Raw genomic sequence first — 19,179 nt, 5'->3', positions numbered from 1 at the left:
AAGCTGAGGGAGCAAACGCGGCTCAGCGGGGAATGACGGCGGTGGCCTCGATCTCGACGCGCGCCGCCTTCTCGACCAGCCGTACCACCTGAAGCAGCGCCATTGCCGGATAGTGCGCACCGAAGACGGCACGGTAGACCTTGCCGAGCTCCTTCAGGTTCGCGAGGTATTCGTCCATGTCGACGACGTACCAGGTCAGGCGCACGAGATGCTCAGGGCGTGCGCCGGCCTCAGTCAGGATCGCGGCAATGTTGCTCAGGGCCTGCTGGACCTGCGCGACAAAGCCGTCCGCGAGACGCTCGTCGGCATCCCAGCCGATCACGCCGCCGGTGACGACGATCCGCCCGTCGGCGGCCATGCCGTTGGCGTAGCCTTTCGGCACCGGCCAGCCGGCCGGCTGGAGGATCTGCGCCGCCGAAAGCGTGACCTTCTCATCGGCGGTCGACAGCACCGCGAGCTGCGGGCCTTTCGGCGTTGTCACGGACAAATTCTCCGTCCTTCCCTCATTCTGCCGCAACGCCCGACGACGTCGCCGCAGCTTGAGCCAGTTGCCGCAGGGCAAAACGCTTCAACTTGCCGGTCTCGGTCTTCGGCAATTGCGTCACAAACTCGATCGCGCGCGGGTACTTGTAGGGCGCGATCTCGCGTTTGACATATTCCTGCAACTCGGCCGCAAGTTGGGTATCCGGCGTTACGCCGGGCGCGGCGATGATATAAGCCTTCACGATCAATCCGCGTGCCTCGTCCGGTGCGCCAACCACACCGCACTCGGCGACGGAGGGATGCGTCAGCAGCACAGCCTCGACATCGGTGCCTGCGATGTTGTAGCCGGCCGACACGATCATGTCGTCGGAGCGCGACTGGTACCAGAAATAGCCGTCGTCATCCATCAGGTAGGTGTCGCCGGTGATGTTCCAGCCATTCTGGACGTATTTGCGCTGCCGTTCGTCCGCGAGATAGCGGCACCCGGTCGGACCGCGAACCACGAGGCGGCCCATCGTCCCAGGCGGCACGTCATTGCCGGCGTCGTCGACGATCTTCGCCTCATAACCCGGCACCGGCTTGCCGGTTGCCCCCGGACGGATCTCGTCCTCGGTCGCGCTGATGAAGATGTGCAGCATCTCGGTCGAGCCAATGCCGTCCATCAGCTTGATGCCGGTGGCCTTGAACCAGGCATCGAATGTCGGCTTGGGCAGTGTCTCGCCGGCGGAGACGCACTTGCGAAGCGAAGAAATATCCCGGCCCGGAAGCTTGCCGATCATGGCGCGATACGCGGTTGGCGCGGTGAAACATACCGTGGTCTTGTACTGCTCGATCGCCGTCAGGATGTCGTCCGGCGTCGTCTTCTCCAGCACGACGAAGGAGGCGCCGATATGCATGGGGAACAGCACGCCGCCGAAGCCAAACGTGAAGGCGAGCGGTGCGGAGCCGACGAAACGATCCTTCTGCTCGGCGCGCAAGATGTTGCGCGCGTAGCCGTCGCAGACGGCCAGCATGTCGCGGTGGAAATGCATGGTGCCCTTGGGATCGCCGGTCGTGCCCGACGTGAAGGCGATCAGGCAGACGTCGTCGGAGGCGGTATCGACGGCCTTGAACTCCGGGCTTGCGTCGGCGATCAGCGCCTCGAGCGAGTCGGCCGCGCCGTTGCCCCAATAGACGGCCTGCTTGAGACCGGGCGCTGCAGCTTTCGCCTTCTCCATCTCGTCGGCGAGCTTTCCGTCGCAGAGCGCCAGCGTGATCTCCGCCTTCTGGATCGGATAGGACAGCTCCTTGGCGCGCAGCAGCGGCATCGTCGCGACGCAAATGCCTCCGGCCTTGATCACCGCAAGATAGGTTGCGACCATCATCGGATTGTTGGCAGAGCGCAGCAGCACGCGCCCGCCGGTCACGAGACCAAGCTTGCCGACCAGAACATTGGCGATACGGTTCACGAGCGCTTGCAGCTCGCGATAGCTGTAGCTGACCGCGGGGCTGATGACGCAAGGCGCGTCGCCATGGCCCTCGTCGACCCAGCGATCGAGGAAATAGCCGACGCAGTTCAATCGCGGCGGATATTGCAGCTCAGGCCGTGTGAAGATGAAGTCGGGCCACAGCTCGCGCGGCGGCAGATGTTGCCGTGCGAACGTATCGACATGGGCCGTCGCAGCATTGCCGTCAGACGAGCCCGACATTTGAACCTTGGCGGCGTTGGCCATCGCACGCTCCTTTGCGCATGGAAGCACCCGGCAGCACTAACTGGGAAACATTTTAGGCTTAAAACAATTTGGTGCAATAGTGGATTTTGGGCATCCCGTGCATTTTCCTGCGGCAAGGTGGGATTGACGGGCGCATCGGCCCGCGGGACCTACGCCCGGCGGCGGCCAGCCGACTTCTGCGCCGACGCCTTGGTCTTTGCGAGGAGCCGCATCAGCTCGCGCACATCCTTCGGCGTCAGGTCGGCGAAGAGATCGGCGATCCAGGTCTCGTGTTCCGCCGCCATCCGGCGAAACTCGGCGCGCCCGAGCTTTGTCAGGCGGATCACCTGGACCCGGCGGTCGGTCTCCGACGTGCGCCGGTCGAGATGGCCGGATTCCACCAGACGCTCGACGAGGCCGGTGACATTGCCGTTGGAGACCATCATGCGCTTGGAGACATCGGACAGCGTCATGCCATCGGGCGCCTTGTCGAGCTGTGCCATCAGATCGAAACGGGGCAGCGTGACGTCGAACCGCTGCCGCAGGCGGCCGCGGATTTCGCCCTCGATCAGGGTCGTGCAGGTAAGCATACGCAGCCACAGCCGAAGCTCTTCGGCGTGGTCCTCCGGCGTCTCGACGGCCTTGGTCTCGGAATCAAGCATCTGATGCAGTCATTGACGGCAGGCATTGGCGCCAGCACGGATTCCCAACGTTTTGAGCTTCAAATAAATTGAAGCCGGCCGCAAGTCCAAAGCTGCAGCAATCGACCGCACGTCGATTTCTTTAGGCTTCTAGTAATTGGCGCGCCGCTTGCATGCTCGCTGCCTCGCGAGATGGCGGCGTCTTGAGCTTTGCTTGCCGCGGCAGCCATCATCGGCATAAGCTTGTATTGGAGTACGCGGCTTGCAGCGCAGGCCCTGATGTCACGGGGGGACAGATGATGAAGACGCAAACGACCTTGGCCGCAGCCGCCTTGCTGCTCGGCACCGCAATGAGCCCCGCCCTCGCCCAGGAGAAGATCAAGCTCGGTGTGATCGTGACCCTGTCGGGACCCGCCGCCGCGCTCGGCCAGCAGGTTCGCGACGGCTTTGCACTCGCGGTGAAGGATCTCGGCAGCAAGATGGGCGGCCGCGATGTCGAGGTCGTGGTGGTCGACGACGAGTTCAAGCCGGACGCAGCGGTGACCAAGGTCAAGGGACTTCTGGAACGCGACAAGGTCGACTTCGTGGTCGGGCCGATCTTCTCCAACATTCTCCAGGCGATCCACCGGCCCGTGACGGAATCGAAAGTCTTCCTGATCAGCCCCAATGCCGGCCCGTCGACTTTTGCCGGCAAGGACTGCAGCCCGTTCTTCTATGTGACCTCGTACCAGAACGACCAGGTTCACGAGATCCTCGGCAAGGTCGCGCAGGATCGCGGCTACAAGCGCATGTACCTGATGGTGCCGAACTATCAGGCCGGCAAGGACTCGGTCGCCGGCTTCAAGCTCGACTACAAGGGCGAGATCGTCGAGGAATCCTACATGCCGCTGAACACGCTGGACTTCCAGCCGGAGCTTTCCAAGATTTCCTCGCAGAAGCCCGATGCGCTCTTCACGTTCATGCCGGGCGGTCTCGGGGTTAATCTCGTGAAGCAGTACAGGCAGGCCGGCCTTGCCGATAGCATTCCGGTGCTCTCGGCTTTCACGGTGGATGAATCGACCCTGCCGGCGCAACAGGACGCGGCCGTCGGCATGTTCGGCGGCGCGAACTGGGCACCCAATCTCGACAATCCCCAGAACAAGAAGTTCGTCGCAGCCTATGAGGCCGCCTACAACGGCGTGCCCGGCACCTACGCCTTCCAAGCCTATGACGCCGCCATGCTGATCGACAGCGCCATCAAGGGTGTGAAGGGCGACCTCTCCAACAAGGATGCCGTCGCAGCCGCCCTGAAGAAGGCCGACTTCACCTCGCTGCGCGGCGCCTTCAAGTTCAACACCAACGGCTATCCGATCCAGGATTTCTACCTCACCAAGGTTGCCAAGCGCCCGGACGGCAAGTTCCAGACCGAGATCGTCCAGAGGGTCTTTGAGAACTACGGCGACCGCTATGCCAAGGACTGCAAGGCGGCAAACTAAGCCGCATCGCGTTACGGGAGGACTGCAATGAAGAGCGAAATCACCGGCATCACACGGGCTAATGAGGGCATCCAGGGCATTTCCTGGAACATCCTCGGCCAGACCTATGTGCCGAAGAGCTATGCCGAGAACAGCATCTCCTGGCACGCAACGCTGCCGCCGGGCACATTCGTGCCGCCGCACATTCATCCCGACCAGGATGAGTATCTCTACATGCTGGAGGGCAAGCTCGATTTCATGCTCGGCAATTCGGAGTCACAGGCAACCGCGGGCGACCTGATCCGCCTCGGCATGGGCGTGCCGCACGGCATCTTCAACAAGTCGGAACAGACCGCAAAGTGCTGTTCTGGGTGGCGCCGAGCCGCAAGCTGTTCGACCTGTTCTGGGGCCTTCACAACATGAAGGAGCAGAAGCCTGAGGACGTGGTGGCGATGGCCGCCGAGTTCAACATCCACTTCCTGCCGCCGCCTCCCGGCGGCTAGCGGCATGCCCCCGGAAAAGCGCGAGGCGGTTTTCCGGAAAGGTCTTGCTCAATCAAAAAGCCAAAGGGCGATGACGGTTCATCGCCCCTTTGCGTCTCAGGCGCGCACCGCTGCGAGCCCCGGCACCGCAGCGAAGCCGGCCTTGGTGGCATAGCCGCGCACGATCGCCTCGCGCTGGGAATAGCTCAGGACGTTGTCGACATTGTCGAAGCCATCAGGCGCAAGCTGCTCGACGGCGTCGATGACCCCTTCGGGGCCGCCACGCCGGTTGGAGCGAACGATATCGGCGGTCATCGGCAAGCGCTTCTTCTCATATTCGACCAGCGCCTGACGCGGATGCTCGGCGCGCACCAGCGCGTCGGCAAGGCACCGCGCATCGAGGATCGCCTGCGAGGCGCCGTTCGAGCCGACCGGATACATGGGATGCGCGGCATCGCCGAGTAGCGTGACGCGTCCCGAGGACCAATAGGGCAAGGGATCGCGGTCGCAGGTCGGATATTCGTAGAACTCGGGCGTTGCCGAGATCAGGCTTTTCACATCGATATAGGGCACCGAGAAGCGCGCCACATGCGGCATCAGCTCCTCGCGCCGGCCCGGACGCGACCAGTCCTCTTTCCGCGGCGGCGGCGCATTGCCCTCGCCGACCTTCACCAGCACCGCCCAGTTTGTGAGACGGCTCGCGGGGCTCGAGCCCTCCGCGATCGGGTAGATCACGACCTTGGCGTTGAGGCCACCGGCCACGATCATGGATTTGCCGGTGAGGAACAGCGGCCAGTCGCGCGCGCCGCGCCACAGCATCAGGCCGTTCCAGCACGGCGGTCCTTCGTTCGGGAACAGCGTGTCGCGCACGCGCGAATGGATGCCATCGGCACCGATCAGGATATCGCCGCGCGCCGTGTGGATGTGTGCGCCTGAGCGATCGAAGAAGTAAGCCGTAACGCCGCCTTCGTCCTGCGTGAACGCACCAAGACGGCAGCCGGTGTGGATTGCGTCCGCCCCGAGCCGCTCCTCGACGGCGCGATGGATGACGCCCTGAAGGCGACCGCGGTGGATCGAGAATTGCGGCACGTCGTGCCCCGCGTCGATGCCGCGGGCTTCGCGCCAGACCTCCTGGCCATGGCGGTTGAGGTAGTAGAGCTGATCGGTGCGGATCGCGACGTCGTCAAGCTTTTGCAACAGGCCAAGGCCGGCAAGCTCTCGCATGGCGTGCGGCAGCGTGTTGATGCCGACACCAAGCTCGCGAATGGTGTCGGCCTGCTCGAAAACCTCGCAAGCGATGCCGCGCGAGCGCAGCATCAATGCCGTGGTGAGACCTCCGATACCGCCACCGACGATAATCGCCTTCATCGCCCTTACTCCACTCGAAATACGCCAGGCAATGGGGTTAACGTCGCATGGGCGGTCACTCCGCCGCAAGCGGCTTTGTCGCCTCCACCTTGAGCTTGGCCGGGGTCTTGGGCTTAGCCTTAATTCTCAGCTCCCAATTTCGCGCAAGTCCCCCATTGCTGGCCCCTCCACGGGTAAAAGCAACCGCCTTAGTCGCCCCTGAAGACCGGCTTGACCTTGCTGGCGAAGGCCTGGAAGGCACGCTCGAAATCCGCTGTGGTCATGCACAGGGCCTGAGCAACGGCCTCCGCCTCGATCGCCTCCTCCACCGACATCGCCCATTCCATCGCCAGCATCCGCTTGGTCATGGTGTTGGCGAAGGTCGGCCCTTCGGCGATCTGCTTTGCCAGGAGCTGCGCCTGGGGCAGCACCTGCTCCGGCGTGACGATGCGGCTGAAGAAGCCCCAGCGCTCGCCCTCCTCCGCGGTCATGAACCGGCCGGTATAGAGCAGCTCGGAGGCCCGGGACTGGCCGATGATCCGCGGCAGGATCGCGCAGGCGCCCATGTCGCAGCCGGCGAGGCCCACCTTGTTGAACAGGAACGCGACCTTGGCCCCGCTCGCGGCAAGGCGCATGTCCGACGCCATGGCGACGATCGCACCGGCGCCCGCGCAGATGCCCTCGACCGCGGCCACGATCGGCTGCGGGCACGCCCGCATCGCCTTGACGAGATCTCCCGTCATGCGGGTAAAGGCAGTGAGCCCCTTGGTATCCATCTTCACGAGCGGGCCGATGATCTCGAACACATCGCCGCCGGACGAAAAGTTGCCGCCGGCGCCGCTGACAACGATCGTCTTGACCGCATCGTCGAACGCGCAGGCGCGGAAGAAATCAGTAAGCTCCCGGTAGCTCTCGAAGGTCAGCGGGTTCTTCCGCTCGGGACGATTGAGCGTCACCGTGGCAACGCCGTCGACCACGGCCAGCAGGAAGTGCTGCGGCGAATAGTCCGCGAGCGGCAGGGTCACGGGATTGGCTGGTCTGCTCATACGATCTCCTTAGCTTCCTCGTTCTGGGCCTGCGTCGCGCACGCTAGATCTCACCGCCGGCAACGGCAATCGCCTGCCCCGTGATCGCGCCGGCACCCTCGCCGCACAACCAAAGCACGGCGTCGGCCACCTGCTGAGGCGAGATCAGCCGCCCTTGCGGGTTGTGCTTGGCGAGCTCGGCGATCGCCTGCTCGCGGGTTCGCCCTGTCTTCTTCATGATGTTTTCGATGCTGCCGGCGACCAGATCGGTGTCCGTGAAGCCGGGACACACCGCATTCACGGTCACGTTGCTGCCGGCCATCTCGAGGGCGAGCGAACGCACGAGACCGACCACTGCATGCTTGGCCGCGGTGTACGCGCTGACATAGGCGTACCCCTTCAGCCCCGCCGTCGACGCCACCGCGACGATGCGGCCATAGGGGCGATCCTTCATCCCCGGCAGTACGGCGCGAACGGCATGGACCACGCCCATGAAATTGACGTCCATCATGCGCGCAAACAGGGCGCTGTCCGATTTGGAGAACGGTGCGGACTCCGCACTGCCCGCGTTGGCGATCAGAATGTCGATCGGCTTTCGCGCATGCGCCTCCACGATGGCTGCTTTCAGCGCAGCTTCGTCCGAGACATCGGCGACAGCTGCAAAATGCGCCGCTCCCGCGCGGACCGCCTCGTCCAGAACTGCGGCATTCCGGCCGAGCACCGTCACGGTGGCGCCGGCGCCGACGAGGGATGCTGCAATCGCGCGGCCGATCCCACGGCCGCCACCGGTTACCAGTGCGTGCGGCGAGTGCGGCAATCCGGACATGCGCTGGCTCCTTGGGATCTGCTGATCGTGCCTCCGATATATTTTAACCTTCAAACTTTTGCAACGACGGCGCCAGTCGACGTCGCGAAAGCCCACGCGGGAAAGACCGGCCCGAAAATTGCTTTAAGTATAAAATTATCTCTTCCCATCGACGATAGGCCTGTTAGCATCGCCGGGCCCAGCAAGAGGATATCGCGTGCCGCAACCTGCGCCGATGATAACAAAGGACGGACGCTTCGCCTATGAAGCCACCGGCGATCCGGGCGCGATACCCTTGATTTTCCTGCATGGGATTGGCGGCGCGGCGCGCGCCTGGCGGCACCAGCTTGCCACATTCGGCGACCGCTTCCGCGCGATCGCATGGGACATGCCGGGCTATGGCGGATCGGCGCCGCTTGCCCGCGTCAGCATCGCTGCCCTGGCCGATGCGCTCCAGCAATTCATCGAGCAGCTCGTCGTAACAAGGCCCATTCTGGTCGGACATTCGATCGGCGGCATGATCGTCCAGAAATGGCTGGAGCAATCGCCGAAATTGGCGCGCGCGGTCGTGCTGGCGCAGACCAGCCCGGCGTTCGGCAAGGCCGATGGCGACTGGCAGAAATCGTTCATCGCAGCGCGGCTCGGACCGCTCGATCGCGGCGAGACGATGAGGTCGCTGGCGCCCTCGCTGGTGAAGGAGCTGGTGGGGGACAATCCTGATGCGGAAGGGATGGAACTTGCGCGTGCGTGCATGGGAAGCGTACCCGAAGCGAGCTATCGCGCCATGATGCTGGCCTTGATCGGGTTCGATCAGCGCAGCACGCTCAAGGATATTTCCGTGCCGACGCTGCTGCTGTCCGGCTCCAAGGACAACAACGCACCAGCGCCCATGATGGCGAAGACGGCGACCTACATTCCCTCGGCTCAATATGTCGAGCTGGCCGGCGTCGGCCATCTCGCGAACCTCGAACGTCCCGAGGCCTTTGACGAGGCGCTCGGCAAGTTCCTCGACTCCGTCGTTGCAAAACACAGGTGACTGCGCAATGACCATGCAAGTCAGCAAGACGATCGGCGCGAGTGACAAGGTCGTGCTGGATGCACCGATCTTCGATCCCGTCGCGTTCCGCCTGAGCGACGAACAGGCCGGCATCATCGCGCGCGCCCGCGAGATCGGCCAGAGCGTGTTCGCCGGGCGCGCTGCGACCTACGACCGCGAGGCGATCTTTCCGACCGAGAATTATCGCGACCTGCATCGCGTCGGCCTGCTCGGCATCGCCGTCCCCAAGAAGCACGGCGGCCTCGGCGCGAACTACCAGACTTATGCGTTGGCCGCAGCCGAGATTGGCCGCTATTGCGGCGCGACCGCGCTGACCTGGAACATGCATGTCTGCTCCACCCTGTGGTCGGGCCCCCTCGCGGACGATCTCGACATGGACGCGGAGACCCGCGCCGAGCACGAGCGGCGGCGCGATCTATTCGCAGCCCTTCTCCGAAGGCGGTGCGGCGGCCGCCGGCGGCGTCGCCTTCGGAACGCAGGCAAAGCCCGTGAAGGGCGGCTGGATCGTCAACGGCAAGAAGATCTTTGCATCGCTGTCCGGCCACGCCGACTATTATGGCGTGCTCTGCACCGAAATCGAGGAGGGCCAGAAGGCCTCGCGCCGCAACACGCTTTACGTCGCAATTCCGGCGAAGTCGCAGGGCGTCTCCGTCGTCGGCGATTGGGATCCGCTCGGCATGCGCGGAACTGTTTCGCGAACGCTGCTGTTCGAGGACGTGTTCGTCCCGGAGGATTCCGCGCTGATGCCGCGCGGCGTCTATTTCCAAGCCGCGATGCGCTGGCCGCACATGTTCCTGACGCTGTCGCCGACCTATATGGGTCTCGCGCAAGCAGCCTATGATTTCACCGTGCGTTACTTGCGCGGCGAGGTGCCGGGCATGCCGCCGGTCAAGCGACGGATGTACCCGACCAAGCAGATCGCGGTCGCGCAGATGCAGATCAAGCTCGAGCAGATCAAGTCGATCTGGTTCCAGGCCGTCACGGAGGCGCGCGCCAATCCGAGCAAGGAGCAGGTGCTGCGCGCCTACGCCGCGCAATATTCGGTGATGGAGGGGGCCAATGAGCTCGCCGCACTCGCGATCCGCACCTGCGGCGGCCAGGCGATGCTTCGCTCGCTCCCGCTGGAGCGGATCTATCGCGACAGCCGCTGCGGCTCGCTGATGCTGCCCTGGACGGCCGAGCTCTGTCTCGACCGTATCGGGCGCGAGGCGCTGTATGAGGCTGGCGAAACGGACGACTGACGGTGGACCTCTGTAGTCTGATCGACCGCAACGCGGCCTTCGCGCCAGACAAGACGGCTATCGCCTTCGAGGGGGAGCGGCTGAGCTACGCGGCGTTTGCCGCGCGTATCGAGCAGACCGCCACGGCCTTGAAGCAGGAGCTCGGCGTCGGCCGGGGCGATCGCGTCGCGATCCTCAGCCTGAACCGGCCGGACTATCTGGTTCTGCTCTATGCCTGCGCGCGGCTCGGGGCGATGCTGGTGCCCTTGAACTGGCGGCTGGCGATCGCCGAACAGCTCTTCATTCTCACCGATGCGGGCGCCAAGGTCCTGGTGCTCGAGCAGGCATTTGAGGGAGTTCTTTCCGAGCTCGTGCGGACAGCGCCGGGGACATCCGTTGTCGGCCTCGACTTTGCGCCGCCGCGCGGCACGACTTTCGAAAGCCTGCTGGCGCATAGCGACGGCTCCAGCCGAAATCCGCACACCGACCTCTCTTGCCCGCTCCTCATCGTCTACACATCAGGGACCACCGGCCGGCCGAAGAGCGCGGTGCTGCGTCAGGAAGCGCTGTTCTGGAACGGCGTCATGAGCCAGCACATGCACAGCATGACGTCCGACGATCACGTGCTGACGGTGCTGCCGTTGTTCCACGTCGGCGGTCTCAATATCCAGACCACGCCGGCGCTTCAGCTCGGCGCGACCGTCACGATCCACGCCCGCTTCGCGCCGGATACGGCGCTCGCATCGATCGCGCGCGATCGCCCCACGCTGACGGTGATGGTGCCGGCCATCATTCAGGCCGTCAGCGAGCATCCCGCCTGGACCACGGCCGATCTCTCATCGCTCAAGGCCGTGGCCACCGGTTCGACCATCGTGCCGCCGCACCTGATCGACCGCTTTGTCGCGCGCGGCGTTCCCGTGCTTCAGGTTTATGGCTCGACCGAAACCTGCCCCATCGCGATCTATACGCGGCTTGGCGGCGATCTCTCGCGAGAGGGATCAACCGGACTTGCGGGCCTGTGCTGCGAAGCGCAAGTGATTGATCAGGCCGGCCGTGAGGTGCCGGCGGGCACGCCAGGGGAGATCGCGGTGCGCGGCCCCAACGTGTTCTTCGAATATTGGGGGAATGCGGACGCCACGCACGATGCGCTGAACGATGGCTGGTATCGCACCGGCGATATCGGCCTCTGCGACGCCGACGGTTACTTCTGGATCCGCGACCGCATGAAGAACTTGATCATTTCCGGCGGGGAGAATGTCTACCCGGCCGAGGTCGAGCGCGTCCTGCTGGAACACCCCGACGTCAGCGAATGCGCGGTGATCGGCAGGCCGGACCCGCGCTGGGACGAGGTACCGATCGCCTATGTGATCCGGCGATCCGGCTGTCGGCTCGAAGCGGAGGAACTGAGGGCGCATCTCCAGGCGCAGCTTGCACGCTACAAGGTTCCGCGCGACATCGTCTTCGTCACCGACCTGCCGCGCACGGCGCTGGGCAAGGTCCAGCATTTCGTGCTGAAGCAGCTTGATGCGCAATCGCGCGCACGGGGAGAGACATCTTGAAGATTGCAGTTCTGGGCGGAGGAAACGGCTCTTTCGCGGCCGCGGGCGATTTTGCGCTGTCGGGACATGAGGTCCGGCTCTGGCGCCGCGACGCGGATCAGGTCGCCGCGCATCGCGCCGACGGCTCGCGCATTCTGGTGAAGGACCATAACGGCCGCCACGACATGAAGCTCGCGCTGGTGACGACCGACATCGCCGAAGCCATGAACGGTGTCGAACTGATCCTGTGCCCTGCTCCCGCCTTCGCACAGCCGGATATTGCAAGGCTCGTCGCACCGCACCTGCGGGACGGCCAGGTCGTGTTTCTGCCGCCCGCGACATTCGGCTCGATGATCTTCGCGAAGGCCGCCCACGACGCCGGCAACCAGGCCAAGGCGAGCTTTGCCGAAACGGGCACGCTGCCCTGGCTCACCCGCAAGCACGGGCCGTTCGAGGTCGCGATCACGATCCGCGCGAAGCGGCTACCGGTTGGCGTCTTTCCGCTCGACCGGGCGCCGCACGCGCTCGACGTGATCGGACGCGCCTTCCCCGACGCAATCGAACCATGCGGAGATGCGCTGTCCGGCGCGCTGATGAATGCAGGTCCGATCATCCATCCGCCACTGATCGTGATGAACGCCGGCCCGATCGAACATTTCGAGCGATGGGACATCCACAAGGAAGGAACCCAAGCCTCGATCCGCCGGGTGACCGACGCGCTCGACGCCGAGCGGATCGCGGTACGGGAGGCGCTCGGCTACAGTGCACCGCATTTCCCGCTCGCTCACCACTACGCGAAGGAGGGCGAAATCTGGATGTATGGTCGCGGCTCGCATGACCGGCTGACGGACTCCGGCGACTGGCGCGAGCGCATCGTGCTGACCGAGCACCGCTACATGCGTGAGGATTTGCGGCTTGGGCTGTCGCTGCTGGTGTCCGTCGCCGGCCTCGCGGGCGTGGCTACGCCGCTGGCCAAGGCTTTCCTCGCCATCGGTGGCGCGATCTGCGGCGAAGATTTTGCCCAAGGCGGCCGAACGCTCGATACGCTGGGTCTCGGCGGCCTTGGCAAGGCCGAATTGCAGACGCTGCTTCGCAATGGATTTTGATCGATGACCAGTCGCGCCAACATCGCCTGTCTCGGGGCCGGCCGCATGGGGCGCGGCATCGCCGTCGCGTTCGCCTATGCCGGGCACAGGGTCACGATGATCGACGTCAAGCCCCGCTCTGCCGAGGACTTCGCCAAGCTGGAAACGGATGCGATCGGCGAAGTCAGGAAGACATTCGCGAGCCTCTCGAACCTGAGGCTGCTGACCGAGGCAGATGTCGATCCGCTCATCGCGCGCGTCTCGGTTGTGACGGCTAGCCAGAGCGGCGCAGCGCTTGCCGACGCCGGAATGGTTTTTGAGGGCGTCCCTGAAGTCGTCGAACTCAAGCGGGAGGTGCTGGGGGCGGCCTCAAGACAAGTAAAGCCCGACACGATCATTGCATCGACCACGTCGACCATTCTGGTCGACGATCTGTCCGGCGCGATCATGAACCCTCGCCGCTTTCTCAACGTCCACTGGCTCAACCCGGCCTATCTGATCCCGCTGGTCGAGGTTTCGCCCGGCAAAGCCACCGATCCAGCCATCATCGAGGAGGTCAAGGCGCTGCTTGAAGGGATCGGCAAGGTTCCGGTGGTCTGCGCGGCGACGCCCGGCTTCATCGTCCCGCGCATCCAGGCGCTGGCCATGAACGAGGCCGCGCGCATGGTCGAGGAAGGCGTCGCCAGCGCTGAGGAGATCGACAAGGCGATCCGCTACGGCTTCGGCTTCCGCTACGCCGTGCTAGGGCTGCTCGAGTTCATCGACTGGGGCGGCGGCGATATCCTCTACTATGCGAGCCGTTATCTCGAAGGTGCCCTCGGTAGCGACCGCTATCGCGCGCCGGACGTCATCTCGCGCAACATGCACGAAGGCCGGATCGGCCTGCGAACCGGCGCAGGCTTTCTCGATTATTCCGGGCTCGATGTCGACGCCTATCGGGCAAAGCGGCTTCAGGCCATGGTCGACCTGCTCCGGCATTTCGAGCTGGCTCGCCCGCCAGTGCTCGACCGCGACTAACCGAAGACGTCCTGAAGCACGCCGTCCCGCACAACCGCGACGCCGTCCAGCTCGATAGTGGTTCCCATCATCGGCAGGTCGAAATGACCCGCCGTGTAGCGGCCGGCGAATTCGTTCGCGCCGGTCGAGAACAGGAAATTGCCGGAGACCGCACGTATCTCCGTGCCATTGGTGTCGCGTTGATCGTACATCGACAGTGCTTCATAGCGCGCGCCAGGGTTCATGCCGAAACCGACATGCGATACGGCGTAAGCCTCGCGATCGCCCCAGGCGGCAAGATAAGCACGCATCATTGCGGCATCCGTGCCCTCCCCTTCCAGCTCGACGACGTAATCGTCCTTCAACGTCATCTTCACGGGTGACGTCAGGTAGCGCTTGAATGTGAGGTTGATGTCGCCGGGCGCCATCACCAGCGTACCGTTGATCGTCCCGCTCTTGGGAAAGCTGACGACGATGCCGCCCGGCCAATGCGCGAGCGTGCCGGGCTTGTCGGTCCAGCCCCATACGCCGACCGTTGAAGCACCGATCATGTCCACGTCGAGTGCCGAGCCGGCTTTCGAGGTGACCCGCATCCGCTTGGTCCCGCGCAGCATCTTCGCCGCCGCGCGAACGCGCTTCTCGAGTGCGGGGTCCGGCACCATCCGCTCCAGCGCCTCCGGGTGCTCGTTGGAGATCACCAGGATCCGCGCGCCTGCCTTGAGGATCTCGGGCGTCTCCACCGCGTGCATCAGGCCCTCGATGGTGCAATCAACCACAAAGCCGGCCTGCTGAAGCGCGCTGATTACCGGGCCGAGCCGTTGGATCGCCTCGCTCGCGCCTGTCGAACGAACCGGAACGATATTGCGATTGCGCGGCGTCGGCATCACCACATGAAATGGCCGCGCCCCCATCCGCAGCAGCGCGAGTTCCGCCAGATGTACATTCAGCGCACGCGATTGCGTCTCCGAGAGGATCGCCGCGGTATCGCCGGCCTTGACGGCGCATCGTTCGAAAATCTCACAAAATGCGTCGATCCATTTTGCTTCGATGCGATCAGCCAGCATGGTTCACTCCCGGTATCGTGGTTTCTTGTTCCGTCAGATCACGCTTCGGGAAAGCCCCGTAGGAGGTACGATCGCACGACGCCCAGCAGCGCGTTCAGGATCAACCCGAGCAGCGAGATCGTGATCAACGGCACGAACATGTCGACGGCCTGGAACGTCCGGGCCGCCGTGACGAGGGCATGGCCCAGCCCGTCCGTCGATGTGATCATCTCGGCCAGAAACACCACGATGCAGGAAATGACAAGGCCGATCCGGCAGCCGGTCAGGATCGACGGCATCGCCGCCGGCAGCACCACCTTGAAAAGGACTTCATAGCGCGGCGTTCCCGCCGCCATGGCCGACCAGATCAGCTTCTGCTCGACGGTCGAGGCGCCGTAGTAGGTGGACAACAGAATAGGGAACAGCGCATCCGCGGCCACCAGCGTGATCTTCGATCCGTGGCCGAAGCCGAGCAGCAGCAGGAGCGCCGGATAGAGCGCAACCTTTGGCAACGGCGCCAACACGCGGACGATCGGCCGAACCACAGCATCGATCGCGGGACTGGCAGCAGCCGCGATGCCGATGCTGACACCAAGCACGACCGCAATCGCGAAGCCGGCAAACAACCGGATCAAGGTCGCCGCGATCTCCTGCTGAAATGTCCACGTCACGAGCTGCTGGAGCAACCGGCTGAAGACGAACCCGGGCGGCGGCAGCAGGACCGCAGGCGCAAAGCCGAATGACACCAGGCATTGCCAAACCGCGATGACCAGCACGATTGGCGCGATTCCGAGAAGGACATTTGATGGGAGAATACGCGGCGTCATGAGAAGCTCAACGGTATGTCGAACTGAGGCTCGGACCAGCGCACAAGCCTTGCGCGGACCCGCTCGAAGATCGCATCGAGGCAGATTCCCATCGCTCCCACGATGATGATCATCGCAAAGACGGTGTCGTACTGACCCATGTCGAGCGCGTTGAACAGGATGTTGCCGGCGCCGGACTGGCGGGCAATCATTTCGCTGGTGATCATTGTGATCAGCGCCAGCACCAAGCCCGTGCGGCATCCAGTCAGGATCTCCGGCAGCGCCGCCGGCAACACGATGCGAACCAACCGTTGCAAGGGCGAGAGCCCCATGGCCGCACCTGACCACAGCATCTTTTCTTCGACCGCCCTGGCGCCCTCGAAGCTATGATAGATCACGGGCAGGCTGACGCCGAGGAAGATCACCAGCGTCTTGGCGATATCACCGACCCCCAGCCACAGCATGATGATCGGCATCAAGGCCGCTTTCGGTACCGGGTAGATCACCATCAGAAGCGGATTGAAGAAGGCCGCAACTGCGCGGCTGCGTCCCATCAGCAGGCCGAGAGGAATCGAAACAAGCACTGCAACACCGAACCCGATTGCCATGCGGCGGAGCGAGGCCAGGATATTGATCAGCGACTCCTTGTCGCCGAGAATATCCGGAATCGCCCGGATCGCCTCGATCGCCGTCGGAAAGCTGTCGTTCTTCAGCGCGATCGAGGCGACCTGCCATATCGCCAGCAGCCCGATGCAGGCGAACACCGGGGCAGCACGTCTGGCGGAGGTAGCCAGCAATGTCATGACGGCGATCCGGTCTCGTCGACCTCGTCGAACATGCGCTCGATGTCGACGACGTACTTCTGGTAGCGCGGATCGAGCAACAGCTCGTTGCGGCGGCGCGGCCGCGGCAGATCGATATCGATCACCTGCCGGATGCGGCCGGGCGACTTCGACATCATCACGACCTTGTCCGACAGAAAGACGGCTTCGTCCACCGAATGTGTGACGAACAGCACCGTCTTGCGGTCGCGCTCCCAAATGTTCAGGAGATCGTTCTGCAAGCGCGTCCGGGTGTGAGCGTCGAGCGCGCCGAACGGCTCGTCCATCAACAGCACTTCGGGATGGTAGGCGAGCGTTCGAGCCAGCGCCACGCGCTGCTTCATGCCGCCCGACAGCTCCTTGGGATAGAAGTTCTCGTAGCCCTTGAGGCCAACCATCTCAATCAGCGCCCGGCTCTGCGCTTCGGCCTCAGGGATCCGCACGCCCTGCTGACGCGGCCCGTACATCACATTGCCCAGCACGGTCTTCCAGGGGAAGAGCGCAAACTCCTGGAACACCGGCCCGCGATCAGGACCGGGTCCTGTGATCGCCTGTCCCTTGATCTTCGCCGCGCCACTGGTCGGGCTGACGAAGCCCCCGACGATGTAGAGCAGTGTCGACTTGCCGCAACCCTACGGACCAAGGATGGAGACAAAGGCGCCCTCGGCAATCGTTAGCGAGATCTCCGATAGCGCCAGATGATCCTTGCGCGACGAGGTCTGAAAAACCTGCGAGACGCGGTCGATCTCGATGATCGCAGAAGCCGGCTTTTGTGGCGTCACCGCTCCCACCCATTCGCTCGATCTCGAAGGCACGACCTTCATCCCGTCTCTCACTTCACTCGCGCACGAACGTCGCGCAACTTGTCTGCTGGATGTCCTCCGTCAGCGGCAGGAGCTTAGCAAGAAACTTGCCAGACAGGTGGCCGTTCTCGCACAGGTACGCGCGTCATTCGAACCAGGGCCATTCTGCCGGCCCCTCATGGGTAACCGCTCCGCCCGGCGCCTGGCCGACCAGTCGCGCATATTTTGCGAGCGCGCCTGCGCGGTGACGCGGCGGGCGCGGTTTCCAATCACGTCGGCGCGCCGCGAGCTCCGGCTCGTCGACCAGCATATCCATACGCCGATTTGTAGCATCAATCCGGATCTTGTCGCCGTCGCGAACGAGGGCCAACGGACCGCCAACGAATGCTTCGGGGGACACGTAGCCGATGCACATGCCGCGGGTCGCGCCGGAGAACCGCCCGTCGGTGATCAGGGCCACCTTTTCGCCCATGCCCTGCCCGTAGATCAGCGCGGTGACGCCGAGCATCTCGCGCATGCCGGGGCCGCCAACCGGCCCTTCGTTGCGGATCACCAGGACCTCACCTGCCTTGTAGCTGCGGTCGCGAACCGCTGCGACACAGGCCTCCTCATCCTCGAAAACGCGCGCAACGCCCTCGAAGGACTGGCTCTTCAAACCTGCGACCTTGATGACCGCACCGTCCGGACAGAGGTTGCCCTTCAGCACCGCGACACCGCCATCCGGCATGATCGGCGCGCTTGCCGCGTAAACGACCTCGCCGTCCGGCGCGTTGGCCGCGCCATATTCTTCGGCAAGCGTCCGGCCGGTGATGGTGATGCAGTTACCGTCGATGTGACCGCTTCTGATCAACTCCTGGATCACTACGGCGGCGCCACCTATGTCGTAGACATCCTTCGCCGTGTATTTGCCGCCGGGCCGCAGGTTTCCGATCAGCGGCGTCCTGGCAAAGACCTCGCCGACATCGTCGATCGTGAATGCGATGCCGGCCTCGTTCGCGATGGCGGGCAGATGCAGCGCGGCGTTGGTCGAGCCGCCCGTAGCGGCGACGATCGCCGCCCCGTTCTCCAGCGATTTCCGCGTCACGATGTCCCGTGGCAGCGGCCCACCGCGTTCCAGCATTTCCATGATCAGCCGCCCGGCGCGTCGCGAGATCTGCGCGCGCTCGGCGTAGACACCGGGCACCATCGAGACGTTGGGAATGGTCAGCCCCATCGCCTCCGACACCATTCCCATGGTGTTCGCAGTAAACTGGCCGGCGCACGCACCGATGGTCGGCAGGCAGGCGCGCTCGATCCGCTCCAGTGTGGCGCCGTCGATCTCTCCGGTCATGAAGCTGCCGACAGCCTCGTAGGAGTCGAGCACGGTCAGCGTTCGCCCGTCCACGCGCCCCGGCAGCGAACTGCCGCCGTAGATGAAGATCGACGGCACGTTGCAACGAACCATGCCCATCATCACGCCGGGAAGCGTCTTGTCGCATCCGCCGTATCCGATCAACGCGTCATAGGCGAGACCATGAACGACAGCCTCGATCGAGTCGGCGATCAGCTCGCGCGAAAAGAGGGAGAACTTCATTCCCTCGTGATTCATGCTGATCCCGTCAGAGACCGACACGGTCGAGAATTCGCGCGGCGTGCCGCCGGCCTCCTCAATACCTGTCTTGGCCGCGGCCACCTGGAAGTCGTGGGTCATGTTGCAGGGCGTCTGCTCGCCCTTCATGCTGACAATGCCTACCATGGGCTTGGCGATTGCCGCATCGTCCAGCCCCATTGCGCGCATGAATGCGCGGTGCGGGGCCCGGTCGAGGCCGTCTGTCGTTATCCGTGATCGCAACTTCTTCATATTTGCATCACCTTCGTGCGATGTCCCGCACGCGGCGGGACA

15 protein-coding genes and 3 pseudogenes are annotated in these 19,179 nt (G+C 64.1%); 7 read left to right on the top strand and 11 right to left on the bottom strand.

The window, feature by feature from the left end; genetic code table 11:
* Positions 1-22: 22 nt before the first annotated feature.
* From ACFLEY_RS13560 to ACFLEY_RS13550, 3 genes are all read right to left on the bottom strand, one after another.
* Positions 23-481 carry a RidA family protein gene (locus ACFLEY_RS13560; RefSeq protein WP_060912624.1) on the bottom strand — a complete coding sequence of 153 codons (459 nt, stop codon included), beginning with the start codon at positions 479-481 and terminating at the stop codon, positions 23-25.
* 22 nt (positions 482-503) lie between these two features.
* The gene (locus ACFLEY_RS13555) at positions 504-2,195 is read right to left on the bottom strand and encodes a benzoate-CoA ligase family protein (protein WP_060908313.1); all 1,692 of its coding nucleotides are present in this window, start codon (positions 2,193-2,195) and stop codon (positions 504-506) included.
* Positions 2,196-2,344: 149 nt separating this feature from the next.
* On the bottom strand, positions 2,345-2,836 hold the full coding sequence (locus ACFLEY_RS13550) for a MarR family winged helix-turn-helix transcriptional regulator (RefSeq protein WP_060908314.1): 492 nt from the start codon (positions 2,834-2,836) through the stop codon (positions 2,345-2,347).
* A gap of 278 nt (positions 2,837-3,114) precedes the next feature.
* On the opposite strand from ACFLEY_RS13550, the gene ACFLEY_RS13545 reads away from it, so the two are divergent.
* Together ACFLEY_RS13545 and ACFLEY_RS13540 are read left to right on the top strand one after the other, a co-directional pair.
* Positions 3,115-4,290 (top strand): ABC transporter substrate-binding protein, encoded by a 1,176-nt coding sequence (locus ACFLEY_RS13545; protein WP_211433875.1) that lies wholly within the window; start codon positions 3,115-3,117, stop codon positions 4,288-4,290.
* Between the two features lie 27 nt (positions 4,291-4,317).
* A pseudogene (locus tag ACFLEY_RS13540) lies at positions 4,318-4,772 on the top strand (cupin domain-containing protein).
* Positions 4,773-4,868: 96 nt separating this feature from the next.
* Here the strand turns inward: ACFLEY_RS13540 and ACFLEY_RS13535 are convergent.
* The 3 genes from ACFLEY_RS13535 to ACFLEY_RS13525 form a co-directional block, all read right to left on the bottom strand.
* On the bottom strand, positions 4,869-6,119 hold the full coding sequence (locus ACFLEY_RS13535) for a flavin-dependent oxidoreductase (protein WP_060908315.1): 1,251 nt from the start codon (positions 6,117-6,119) through the stop codon (positions 4,869-4,871).
* Positions 6,120-6,307: 188 nt separating this feature from the next.
* A complete protein-coding gene (locus tag ACFLEY_RS13530) occupies positions 6,308-7,144 on the bottom strand; it encodes an enoyl-CoA hydratase family protein (protein WP_028174463.1) in 837 nt (278 codons plus the stop codon).
* Between the two features lie 43 nt (positions 7,145-7,187).
* Entirely contained in the window at positions 7,188-7,949 is a 762-nt protein-coding gene (locus tag ACFLEY_RS13525; RefSeq protein ID WP_060908316.1) for an SDR family NAD(P)-dependent oxidoreductase, read from the bottom strand.
* A gap of 196 nt (positions 7,950-8,145) precedes the next feature.
* Between ACFLEY_RS13525 and ACFLEY_RS13520 the strand changes: the two genes are divergently transcribed.
* The 5 genes and pseudogenes from ACFLEY_RS13520 (at position 8,146) to ACFLEY_RS13500 (ending at position 13,845) form a co-directional block, all read left to right on the top strand.
* A complete protein-coding gene (locus ACFLEY_RS13520; RefSeq protein WP_060908317.1) occupies positions 8,146-8,964 on the top strand; it encodes an alpha/beta fold hydrolase in 819 nt (272 codons plus the stop codon).
* 7 nt (positions 8,965-8,971) lie between these two features.
* A pseudogene (locus tag ACFLEY_RS13515) lies at positions 8,972-10,226 on the top strand (acyl-CoA dehydrogenase family protein).
* 2 nt (positions 10,227-10,228) lie between these two features.
* Positions 10,229-11,764 (top strand): class I adenylate-forming enzyme family protein, encoded by a 1,536-nt coding sequence (locus tag ACFLEY_RS13510; protein WP_060908319.1) that lies wholly within the window; start codon positions 10,229-10,231, stop codon positions 11,762-11,764.
* Positions 11,761-12,849 (top strand): NAD/NADP-dependent octopine/nopaline dehydrogenase family protein, encoded by a 1,089-nt coding sequence (locus ACFLEY_RS13505; RefSeq protein WP_060908320.1) that lies wholly within the window; start codon positions 11,761-11,763, stop codon positions 12,847-12,849. Before ACFLEY_RS13510 ends, ACFLEY_RS13505 begins: the two co-directional genes overlap by 4 nt.
* 3 nt (positions 12,850-12,852) lie before the next feature.
* Complete coding sequence (locus ACFLEY_RS13500) at positions 12,853-13,845, top strand: 3-hydroxybutyryl-CoA dehydrogenase (RefSeq protein WP_211433874.1); 993 nt, start codon at positions 12,853-12,855, stop codon at positions 13,843-13,845.
* Here the strand turns inward: ACFLEY_RS13500 and ACFLEY_RS13495 are convergent.
* From ACFLEY_RS13495 to ilvD, 5 genes and pseudogenes are all read right to left on the bottom strand, one after another.
* Positions 13,842-14,888, bottom strand: coding sequence for a peptidase M29 (locus ACFLEY_RS13495; protein ID WP_060908321.1), 1,047 nt, complete (start codon positions 14,886-14,888; stop codon positions 13,842-13,844). The two genes, ACFLEY_RS13500 and ACFLEY_RS13495, sit on opposite strands and share 4 nt — an antisense overlap.
* A 38-nt stretch (positions 14,889-14,926) precedes the next feature.
* On the bottom strand, positions 14,927-15,694 hold the full coding sequence (locus ACFLEY_RS13490; protein ID WP_060908322.1) for an ABC transporter permease: 768 nt from the start codon (positions 15,692-15,694) through the stop codon (positions 14,927-14,929).
* Entirely contained in the window at positions 15,691-16,476 is a 786-nt protein-coding gene (locus tag ACFLEY_RS13485; protein ID WP_028174454.1) for an ABC transporter permease, read from the bottom strand. Before ACFLEY_RS13485 ends, ACFLEY_RS13490 begins: the two co-directional genes overlap by 4 nt.
* Positions 16,473-17,318, bottom strand: a pseudogene (locus ACFLEY_RS13480) (ABC transporter ATP-binding protein). Before ACFLEY_RS13480 ends, ACFLEY_RS13485 begins: the two are co-directional and overlap by 4 nt.
* Before the next feature lie 124 nt (positions 17,319-17,442).
* Positions 17,443-19,137 (bottom strand): dihydroxy-acid dehydratase, encoded by a 1,695-nt coding sequence (gene ilvD, locus ACFLEY_RS13475; protein ID WP_161534077.1) that lies wholly within the window; start codon positions 19,135-19,137, stop codon positions 17,443-17,445.
* Positions 19,138-19,179 lie beyond the last annotated feature (42 nt).

The sequence above is a fragment of the Bradyrhizobium sp. YCK136 genome (assembly GCF_044570075.1).
GTDB lineage: Bacteria > Pseudomonadota > Alphaproteobacteria > Rhizobiales > Xanthobacteraceae > Bradyrhizobium > Bradyrhizobium diazoefficiens.
Note: the sequence above shows the minus strand (reverse complement) of the source record. Positions and strands in the feature narration are given on the sequence as shown.